We start from the raw sequence: 9372 nt of genomic DNA on the forward strand, positions 1-9372 counted from the left end.
AGCCGCGTTGACCGCGGTGGCGGTCAACGTGGTGGTCAAACGTGGGGAAGATGGTGCCGTCTGGGCATCCCGGGACGGGGTGTTGCGGTCGGTTGCGGGTGTGCGCGTACCGGCGCTTGATCCGACCGGGGCGGGTGACGCATTTGCCGCCGGCCTGCTCACCGCGTGGTGTGCCGGTGCGGAGCCGGCGGCTGCGCTCTCGGCCGGCGCCGCACTCGGCGCGGCGGCCGTGCAGACGGCGGGCGCGCGACCGCTGCCTTAGGGCTCGATGTCGATGGTGCGCTGCTTGATGACCTCGGCCGCCTCCGGCTCGAGGATCCGCTGCTGGTTGACCGCCGGGCTCGCCGCCGGGTTGGCCCGGCTCTTGGGCGGGCGGTCGTTGGCGATCAGCACCGCGGCCCACGGCAGAAAGACCATGCCGATGGCGCAGAGGACCAGCCAGACCGGCAGCAGGGGCGGGCGGACGCTGACCAGGACGGCGCCGATGATCAGGCAGGCGGCCCGGCCACCCATCATGGTCACGTAACGGATCTGGCGGCTGCGGAGCTGTTCGCTCGGGCTGCGAGCGGCGTTGGTGATCAACACCGGCTGCTTCTTCACCTTGAATCTCCGATCGACAACCCATCCTCGCACCGCCACCGGGCAGGTGCCCACAATCGACGCAGTCCTCCGCTCGCATCCGGGGCCGGTAGCGACCCGGAACCGTTCACAAAGCCCGCGGTCCTACCGATCAGGGAGGATGTGCGGTGGCTGCCCTGCGGGCTGAACCGGCGGCGCTGGTCGGGCGTCGCCCTCGTCGTCGTGGTCGCGCTGCTGGGCTGCACGACCTCCTGGTTCGCCGCGCGCAACGCGCGCGACGCCGAGCAGCGCTACGCCGCGCAGCTCATGGACCGCTACACCAGCGACCTCACGCGCGCGATCACCACCCAGATCCAGCGGTACGGCGACACCCTCGCCGACGTCGCCATCGCCCTGGGCTCGCAGACGGACCTGACGGCCGGGGACTTCACCTGGATCACCAACAAGATCAGTAACCGCCACCTGCCCGGCGCCACGTCGCTCGGCTTCGTGGTCTCCACGCCGCCCGGCGGCGTCGCGGCGGCACAGTCCTACTGGCGTGGCCGCGGCGCCACCGACCTGACCCTGCGGCCGGCCGCGACCGAGGGCGAGCACGCGTTCGCGGTGTTCGCCCGCTCCTTCGACGACGTGCCCGCGCGGCCCGGTACCGACCTGTCCGCCTCGCCCGAGGCCGCCAAGGCGCTGAAGGACGCGTACACGGTCGGCGGTTTCGCCGTCAGCCGGGCGTACGTGCTGCTCAAGGACCAGGCACTCCCGGTGGCCGAGCGTCAGCTGTCGTTCGTGTTCGCGGTGCCGGTCGCCCGCATCGGCGGCGCCTTCCGCGGCTGGCTGACCATGGGGGTGCACGGGCGTGACCTGCTGGCGGAGACGCTGCGGACGCAGGCCCACGGCGCCGTGGCCGCCGACCTGGACGACCCGACCGACGCCGTCGAACGGGCCATCGCCACCGCGGGGACCCCCGCGGCGGGCCACTCCCCCGCGCTCGACCGGATCGCCACCGTCTCGGCCGGGCTGCGCACCTGGGAGCTGGAGGTGCACCCCACCGAGCAGCTGCTGCGGGAGACCGACCGCGGCATCGTGAAGACCACCTTCGCCGTGGCCCTGACCATCGCGCTCCTGCTCACCACGCTCGTCGCCATGCTCACCGGCGCCCGCAACCGGGCGATGGGCAAGGTCGACGCGGCCACGGCGGCCCTGCGCGGTGACATCGAACGCCGGCAGCAGGTCGAGAACCGGCTGCGCGAACGCGAGCTCGAACTCGAACAGATGGCCCTGCACGACCCGCTGACCGGGCTGGCCAACCGGGCCGGCCTGGACGCCCGGCTGGCCGAGGTGGTGGGCCGGCGTACCGACATCGCCCTGCTGCTCATCGACCTCGACGACTTCAAGCTGGTCAACGACGTGCACGGGCACGCCGCCGGCGACGCCATGCTGACCGAGTTCGCGCAGGTCCTGCTGGCCGGGGTGCGGACCGGCGACGTGGCCGCCCGGATCGGCGGCGACGAGTTCGTGGTGCTGGTCACCGGCGTGACCAGCCCGGACCAGGCGGTCGCGGCGGCGCAGCGGGTGCTGGCCATGGCGGCCGCGGCGCCGGTCCATCTGGGTGACGACCTGCTACCGGTACGGGCCAGCGTCGGCGTGGCGACCAGCCGGCCCGACGACACCCCGAAGGAACTGCTGCGCCGCGCCGACATCGCCATGTACCAGGCCAAACACCTGGGCAACCACGGCGTCCAGCTGCACGACCCGTCGATGAGCGACCACCGCGCGGCCGACGCCCAGCTCGGCGAGGACCTGGCCGGCGCCCTGGAACGCGGCGAGCTGCACGTGCTCTACCAGCCGCTGGTCGACCTCGCCGACGCCCGTCCGGTCGGGGTCGAGGCACTGCTCCGCTGGCACCACCCGCGGCTGGGTGTGGTGTCACCGACCCAGTTCATCCCGATCGCCGAGCGCAGCGGCACCATCGCCGACATCGGCCTGTGGGTGCTGGAGACGGCCTGCCGCCAGGTCGTCGAGTGGGGCGGCCTCTACGTCAGCGTCAACCTGTCCCCACGGCAGTTGCAGGAGGAGTCGCTGGTGGCGGACGTGCTGGGGGTGCTGACGCGTACCGGGCTGGCGCCGGACCGGCTGTGCCTGGAGATCACCGAGTCGGCCCTGGTGGACGAGAGCACCGGCATCGCCAAACTGCGGGCACTGCGCGACCACGGCATCCACGTGGCGATCGACGACTTCGGCACCGGCTACTCGTCGCTGCACTACCTGACCCGGCTCCCGGTCGACATCCTCAAGATCGACCGCAGCTTCGTGGCCCAGCTCGACGGCACGCCGGAGGGCTCGGGCATCACCGAGGCGATCCTGCGGCTGAGCCAGGTGCTGCACCTCAAGACGGTGGCCGAGGGCATCGAGAACGCGGAGCAGGCGGCCGAACTGCAGATGCTCGGCTGCGGCATCGGGCAGGGCTACCTCTTCGCCCGGCCGCTGCCCCCGGCGGACCTCTTCGAGCTGCTGGTCAGCCCTTCGCGGCAGCCTTCATCTCCTTCTTGAAGGCCCGCACCCGGCCCAGCGACTCAGCGTCGACGATGTCGGCCACCGAGCGGTGCGAGCCCTCCTCGCCGTACGCGCCGGCGGCCTCGCGCCAGCCGGGCGGCTGGACGCCGTACTGCTTGCCGAGCAGGGCGGTGAAGATCTGCGATTTCTGCTTGCCGAAGCCGGGCAGGGCGGCGATCCGCTTGACCAGCTCCTTGCCGTCGGCGGCGTCGCGCCAGAGGTTGGCGGCGTCCCCGTCGTAGGTGCCGACCAGGGCCCGGCACACCTCCTGGACGCGGGCGGCCATGGCCTTGGGGAACCGGTGCAGCGCGGGCGGCGTGGCGAAGATCGTGACGAGCTGCTCCGGGTCGAACTCGGCGAGCTCCGTGGCGGTGGGGGCATGACCGAGTCGCTGCGCGAGCACGTACGGCGAGCTGAACGCTTTCTCCAGCGGGATCTGCTGGTCCAGCACCATGCCGATGAGCAGGGCCAGCGGGTCTTTCGCCAGCAGCTCGTTGGCCTCGGCGTCGATGGGCAGCGAAAGCGTCATGGCCCTCATCCTATGGACTTCCGCCAGGCCGAGACCGCGGTGACCGCGGGTTCCTGCTGAGCCCGGTTTGCTGCGGTGCCGTTCGGGCAAAACCCTGACCATGAGTGACAACAGCGAGATCGGCAACGGCGACTACGCTCCCGAGGCAGTCGAGGAGCCGAGCACGTACCGCCCCGAGAAGGGTGACGACGACCCGGGCCTGTCGAGCACCATCGCCGCCGGCACCGACCCCGAGCAGCTGGTCAACGGCGGTCCGCCGCCCGCGGGTGGCGGCATCATGACCACCACCGGCGGCACCGCGGGGCCGAACAGCTTCAAGACGCCCCCGCGTTCGGGACCCGGGGTCGCCCCGACCACCACCGGTGACGCCACGACCGGTGCGATGACCACCCCGGTCGACAGCTACACCAGCGACGCGTCCAGCAACGCGGTCGACTGACCGGATATCTTCGGCGGGTGACCGGACCGTTGCTCGCCGCCGGCCGGGAAGCCGACGTGTACGCGCTGGGCGACCAGCGCGTGTTGCGCCGCTACCGGCGGGACGCCGACGTCACCGGCGAGGCCGGCGCCATGCGTCACCTCGCCGGTCTCGGCTATCCCGTCCCGGCCGTGTACGAGGCCACCGGCCGCGACATGGTCCTGGAACGCCTCGACGGCCCGACGATGGCCCACGCCCTGACGACCGGCGAGCTCGGTCTGGAGGAGGCCGCCGCGCACCTGGCCGACCTGCTGCGCCGGCTGCACGAGCTGCCACCGTGGCCCGGCGCCCCGGCCGGCTCCTCCGTCGTCCACCTGGACCTGCACCCGCTGAATGTGCTGATGACCGCCCGGGGTCCGGTGGTGATCGACTGGTGCAACGCCCGCCCCGGCGAGCCTGATCTGGACACCGGCCTGACCGCGCTGATTCTGGCCCAGGTGGCCGCCGAGCGCGGCCATGAGTGGTCCGCGGCCGCCGATCAGCTGCTGGTGGCGTTCCTGCGGGTGGCCCCCGGCGACCCGATCCGGCTGCTCGACGAGGTGGTGCGCTTCCGCCGGTGGCAGCTCGACACGCTCACGCCGGCCGAGATCGCGCTGATCGACACCGCGGCGGAGAAGATGCGGGCATGCGTGCGTTGATCCAGACCGTCAGCCGGGCCAGTGTCACCGTGGACGACGAGGTCGTCGGCAAGATCGAGGATGGGCTGCTGGTGCTGGTCGGCGTCACCCACGACGACACCGCCGCGACCGCCGCGACCCTGGCCCGCAAGGTGCACGAGCTGCGCATCCTCGACGGTGACGCCTCCGCCGCGGACACCGGTGCCCCGCTGCTGGTGGTCAGCCAGTTCACCCTCTACGGCGACGCCCGCAAGGGCCGCCGGCCCACGTGGTCCGCCGCCGCGCCCGCTGAGGTGGCCGAGCCGCTGGTCACCGCCTTCGTCGAGGCGCTGCGCGAGCGGGGCGCACCGGTGCAGACCGGCCGGTTCCGGGCCCACATGCTCGTGGAGAGCGTGAACGTGGGCCCGAGAACCGTCTGGCTCGAGATCTAGAACCTCAGCTCTAGAAGAAGCCGCGGCGCTGGGCGGACTGCTGCAGCCAGCCGTTGAGCTGCGCCGTCCAGTCGACCTGGTCCACCGAGTGGTAGTCGACGTCGAAGCGGCCGAACGCGTCGTGCCCCTCGGTGAACAGGCCGCCGCGCTTGTCGATCTCCAGCACCACCTGGAGGTTGTGCGGGGTCGGGATGAACGTGACCTCGAGCTGGGTGATGCGGCCCGCGTACTGCGACGGCGGGTAGAACTCGATCTCCTGGTAGAACGGCAGCGTCTGCTGCACGCCGTAGACCCGGCCCCGCTCGACGTCGGCGCGGCTGAAACGGAAGCCCAGCCGCAGGAAGGCGTCCAGGATGCGTTCCTGGGCCGGCAGCGGGTGCACGGCCACCGCGTCCAGGTCACCCTTGTCGACCGCCCGGGCCACTTCGAGCTCGGTACGCAGGCCCATCGTCATGCCGTGCAGGTGCTGGCCGTACACCTCGGTGATCGGGGTCTCCCACGGCACGTCGAAGCGGAACGGGATGTCGTGCCGGGCGCCGGCGTCCAGCTTGAACGAGCCGGTCAGCCGCTGCCGGTGGAACTCCTGGTCGGTGTTGTACTCGCTGTCGCCGCTCTCCACCTCGACCCGGGTCATCAGCCCGACCGCCACGTACTCGATGTCGACGGCGTGGTCGCCGCCCATGACGTGCACCTGCCCCTCGAGGAAGCCCCCGGGGCGGCAGTTGGGGTTGGCGAGCACCGTTTCCACTGACGGGCCCCCGACACCCATCGCCTGCATCATGCGCTTGAAGACCACGAATCCTCCTTGAAACGAACCGTGCCGCCGATTATGGAGCGCCCCCGCCCCGTACGGAATTGCGTCACTGTACGTACATGTCCCACCAAGCCGGGCAGGTTGTCGGGTAAGCGACCTCAGGGTTCTCCCCGATTCATGCCACCTGGACGCTTGCCTCACCTCCGCTTAACGCGCCTGCCGCCAAGCTAGTGATCACCGGCACGAATGCGGCTGGGAATGCACGACTCGGTGAACGCGGGGAGGGGACTGAAAGGTGGTCCTGCAGATGAAGGCGACGGAGTCCACGGCGGCGGTTGCTGCCGAGACCATCATGACTGACGGTGTCGAGCCCTTGGCGGACTTGGACGCGATCGACGAGCGCGGCGTCTCGGCCGACCTGGTCCGGGCGTACCTGAACGGCATCGGCCGCACCCGCCTGCTGACCGCGGTCGAGGAGGTGACGCTCTCCAAGCGGATCGAGGCCGGCCTCTACGCGGAGGAGAAGCTCCCCGCGGCGGGCGACGACCTGGCGCCGCTGCTGCGGATCATCATCACCGAGGGCCGGGCGGCCAAGAACCACCTGCTCGAGGCCAACCTGCGGCTCGTGGTGAGCATCGCGAAGCGCTACACCGGCCGCGGCATGGCGTTCCTGGACCTGATCCAGGAAGGCAACCTGGGCCTGATCCGCGCGGTCGAGAAGTTCGACTACACCAAGGGCTACAAGTTCTCCACGTACGCCACCTGGTGGATCCGCCAGGCCATCACCCGCGCCATGGCCGACCAGGCCCGCACCATCCGCATCCCGGTGCACATGGTCGAGCAGGTCAACCGCATGGTCCGGGCCCGCCGCGACCTCGCCACGACGCTGGGCCGCGAGCCGGTCGTCGCCGAGATCGCCAAGGCCATGGGCGTGCCGGAGTTCCAGGTCATCGAGCTCATCTCGTACGACCGGGAGCCGGTCAGCCTGGACCAGGCCGTCGGTGAGGACGGCGAGAGCGCCCTCGGGGACTTCGTCGCGGCGGTCGACCCGCGCGGCGAGCCCGGCGACAGCGTCGGCCGCAGCGAACTGCGCGGCGAGGTCGAGATCGTGCTCTCCACGCTGTCCGAGCGGGAGTCCGCGGTGATCCGGCTGCGCTTCGGCCTGGACGACGGCCGGCAGCGCACCCTCGACGAGGTGGGCCGCGAGTTCGGGCTGAGCCGCGAGCGGATCCGCCAGATCGAGAAGGTCACGATGTCCAAGCTGCGCGACCCGCAGCGGGCGTCGCGCCTGGAGGCCTACGCCAGCTGACACCCGTACCAACCACGAGGCCGGTCGCGATGCGCGACCGGCCTCCGCCGTGTCCGGGAGCGGGTCGGGCGAATTCCCGACTGACGCGGCGGGCATCCTCGGTGACAATCAACGCGGGCGCCGCAACGAGCGTCGCCGGGGAGGTGGGGCCGGGTGCGAGGCTTCCAGCTGCTGCTGCGGTTCGTGCTGGAGTTGTGCGCGCTGGCGGCGCTGGCCCATGCGGGCTGGCAGACGTCGGCGAACTTCTGGGTGCGGCTGCTGATCGCCATCGCGTTGCCGCTGCTCGCGGCCGTCGTCTGGGGACAGTGGGTGGCACCGAAGGCGCGCCGGCCGCTTCCGGACCCGCTGCGGCTCGTACCGGAATGGCTGGTCTTCGGCGGCGCGGCCGTCGCTCTGGCGGTGACCGGTCACCCGATCCTGGCGGCGGCACTGGCCGTCCTGGCCGCCGGGAACCGCCTCGCCCTGCACCTGTTGCACGTCACCACCGGCGGCCGCACCGAGGAGCACCCGGACCGCCGGATCCCGCACTGAGGGACGTCAGGCGCTGTGCAGCCGGCGGGGGCCGGTGTCCGGGCGCGCGCCGGCCTCGCCGATCTCCACCGAGGCGTGCAGCACCGTGATGCCGTCCGGGCGGGCCAGCACCGGGTTCAGGGACAGGGCCCGGACCCGGGGATGCTCGTCCGCCAGCCGGCCGACCCGCAGCAGCAGATCGACCAGCGCCTCCCGGTCGACCGGCGCCGAGCCGCGGTAGCCGTGCAGCAACGGCGCCGCGCGGGGCTCGTCGACCAGCGCGGCGGCGGCCCGGTCGGTCAATGGCGCCGCCCGCCAGGCCAGGTCACCCAGCAGCTCACTGGCCACCCCGCCGAGGCCGAAGCCGACCACCGGGCCGAACGCCGGATCCTCGACGACCTCGATCGTGCACGCCACCCCGGGCGGGACCATCGACTGCACCAGCACGTGCGGGCCGAACGCCGACTCCAGCTCGCGGTAGGCGGCACGGACGTCGTCCTCGTCGGCCAGGGCCAGCCGGACCGCGCCCAGGTCGATGCGGTGCCGCAGGGCGCCACCGGCCGCCTTCAGCGCGATCGGGTAACCCAGCGCGTCCGCGGCGGCCAGGGCCTCGTCGATCGAGGTCGCGGAGGTGGACGGCTCGACCTTGATGCCGTACGCGGCGAGCAGCTCGGCGGGCGGGCCCTCGATCTCGGCGGCTGACGGGTCCACGCCGGACAGTGCCGGCAGCACGCCCGGTGGCAGGCGGAGCCAGTCGGCGTACCCGGCCACGCGGCCCAGGGCGCGGACGGCCTCCTCCACCGACGGGTACGCCGGCACCCGGTCGGGCATCGTGCCCAGCAGGAACGTCGCCACGGTGGGCTTCTCCCCCGCCATGGCCACGCTGCCCAGGGCCGCGGTGAAGTCGGCGTCCTCGTCCGGGAGCTGGCCGGGCAGCGGCGGCGCGAAGACCACCACGAGGGCGTCCACCCGCTCGTCGACGGCGGCGTCGGCCAGCGCGTCGGCGAAGTCGTGCGCGCCCGCCTGCGGGCTGATGTCGCGGGGATAGCCCTCGGCCACCGTCAGGCCGTTGGCCCGGCACGCGGCCACGGCCAGGCTGGACAGCGCCGACGAGTTGCCCACGATCGCGACCCGGCGCCCGGCCGGCAGCGGCTGGTGGGCGAGCAGCAGGCCGACGTCGAACATCTCGGCAACGGTGTCGACCCGGATCACGCCGGAGCGGGCGAACAGGGCGGTGACCGCGCGGGTGTCCGGGCCGGGCAGATCCCCGGCGAGCCCGGCCGGGCGGGTCGCCGACGCCACCGCGACGACCGGCTTGACCCGGCTCATCCGGCGGGCCAGCCGGGCGAACTTGCGCGGGTTGCCGAACGTCTCCAGATAGAGCAGGACGGCGTCGGTGCCGGGGTCGTCCTGCCAGTACTGCAGCAGGTCGTTGCCGGAGACGTCCGCGCGGTTGCCGGCCGACACGAAGCTGGACAGGCCGAGCCCACGCCGGTCCGCCTCGGCCAGCAGCGCCACCCCGAGCGCGCCGGACTGGCTGAAGAAGCCCACCCGCCCGGCGGCCGGCAGTCGCGGCGCGAGCGTGGCGTTGAGGCGTACCGCGGGGTCGGTGTTGGCG

At 72.3% G+C, this 9372-nt stretch carries 11 protein-coding genes; 7 read left to right on the forward strand and 4 right to left on the reverse strand.

Annotated features, from left to right (window positions below; genetic code table 11):
* Positions 1-262 (forward strand): PfkB family carbohydrate kinase (locus tag AB0C29_RS20215; RefSeq protein WP_360822207.1); only part of this gene is annotated, 262 nt, incomplete at its 5' end.
* Here AB0C29_RS20215 and AB0C29_RS20220 read toward each other — a convergent pair.
* Positions 259-600, reverse strand: coding sequence for a DUF3099 domain-containing protein (locus AB0C29_RS20220; protein WP_360822209.1), 342 nt, complete (start codon positions 598-600; stop codon positions 259-261). The two genes, AB0C29_RS20215 and AB0C29_RS20220, sit on opposite strands and share 4 nt — an antisense overlap.
* A 141-nt stretch (positions 601-741) precedes the next feature.
* Here AB0C29_RS20220 and AB0C29_RS20225 point away from each other — a divergent pair, with 141 nt between their 5' ends.
* A complete protein-coding gene (locus tag AB0C29_RS20225; protein ID WP_360822210.1) occupies positions 742-3123 on the forward strand; it encodes a bifunctional diguanylate cyclase/phosphodiesterase in 2382 nt (793 codons plus the stop codon).
* On the opposite strand, the gene AB0C29_RS20230 is transcribed toward AB0C29_RS20225, so the two are convergent.
* Positions 3089-3655: an HhH-GPD-type base excision DNA repair protein gene (locus tag AB0C29_RS20230; protein ID WP_360822212.1), complete on the reverse strand. Its 567-nt coding sequence runs from the start codon at positions 3653-3655 to the stop codon at positions 3089-3091. The two genes, AB0C29_RS20225 and AB0C29_RS20230, sit on opposite strands and share 35 nt — an antisense overlap.
* Before the next feature lie 100 nt (positions 3656-3755).
* Between AB0C29_RS20230 and AB0C29_RS20235 the strand changes: the two genes are divergently transcribed.
* From AB0C29_RS20235 to dtd, 3 genes are read left to right on the forward strand one after another with little or no spacing between them, the layout of a single operon-like run.
* On the forward strand, positions 3756-4094 hold the full coding sequence (locus AB0C29_RS20235) for a hypothetical protein (RefSeq protein WP_360822214.1): 339 nt from the start codon (positions 3756-3758) through the stop codon (positions 4092-4094).
* 17 nt (positions 4095-4111) lie between these two features.
* On the forward strand, positions 4112-4771 hold the full coding sequence (locus AB0C29_RS20240) for a phosphotransferase (protein ID WP_360822216.1): 660 nt from the start codon (positions 4112-4114) through the stop codon (positions 4769-4771).
* A complete protein-coding gene (gene dtd, locus AB0C29_RS20245; protein ID WP_360822218.1) occupies positions 4759-5181 on the forward strand; it encodes a D-aminoacyl-tRNA deacylase in 423 nt (140 codons plus the stop codon). Before AB0C29_RS20240 ends, dtd begins: the two co-directional genes overlap by 13 nt.
* A gap of 10 nt (positions 5182-5191) precedes the next feature.
* Here dtd and AB0C29_RS20250 read toward each other — a convergent pair whose 3' ends face one another.
* Complete coding sequence (locus tag AB0C29_RS20250) at positions 5192-5977, reverse strand: sporulation protein (RefSeq protein ID WP_360822220.1); 786 nt, start codon at positions 5975-5977, stop codon at positions 5192-5194.
* Positions 5978-6287: 310 nt separating this feature from the next.
* On the opposite strand from AB0C29_RS20250, the gene sigB reads away from it, so the two are divergent.
* Together sigB and AB0C29_RS20260 are read left to right on the forward strand one after the other, a co-directional pair.
* Entirely contained in the window at positions 6288-7244 is a 957-nt protein-coding gene (gene sigB, locus AB0C29_RS20255; RefSeq protein ID WP_360822226.1) for an RNA polymerase sigma factor SigB, read from the forward strand.
* Between the two features lie 153 nt (positions 7245-7397).
* Positions 7398-7775, forward strand: coding sequence for a YrdB family protein (locus AB0C29_RS20260; protein ID WP_360822222.1), 378 nt, complete (start codon positions 7398-7400; stop codon positions 7773-7775).
* 6 nt (positions 7776-7781) lie between these two features.
* On the opposite strand, the gene AB0C29_RS20265 is transcribed toward AB0C29_RS20260, so the two are convergent.
* The coding region (locus AB0C29_RS20265) for an acetate--CoA ligase family protein (RefSeq protein ID WP_360822224.1) at positions 7782-9372 on the reverse strand (1591 nt) is incomplete at its 5' end.

Source organism: Actinoplanes sp. NPDC048791, assembly GCF_040650095.1.
Lineage (GTDB): Bacteria > Actinomycetota > Actinomycetes > Mycobacteriales > Micromonosporaceae > Actinoplanes.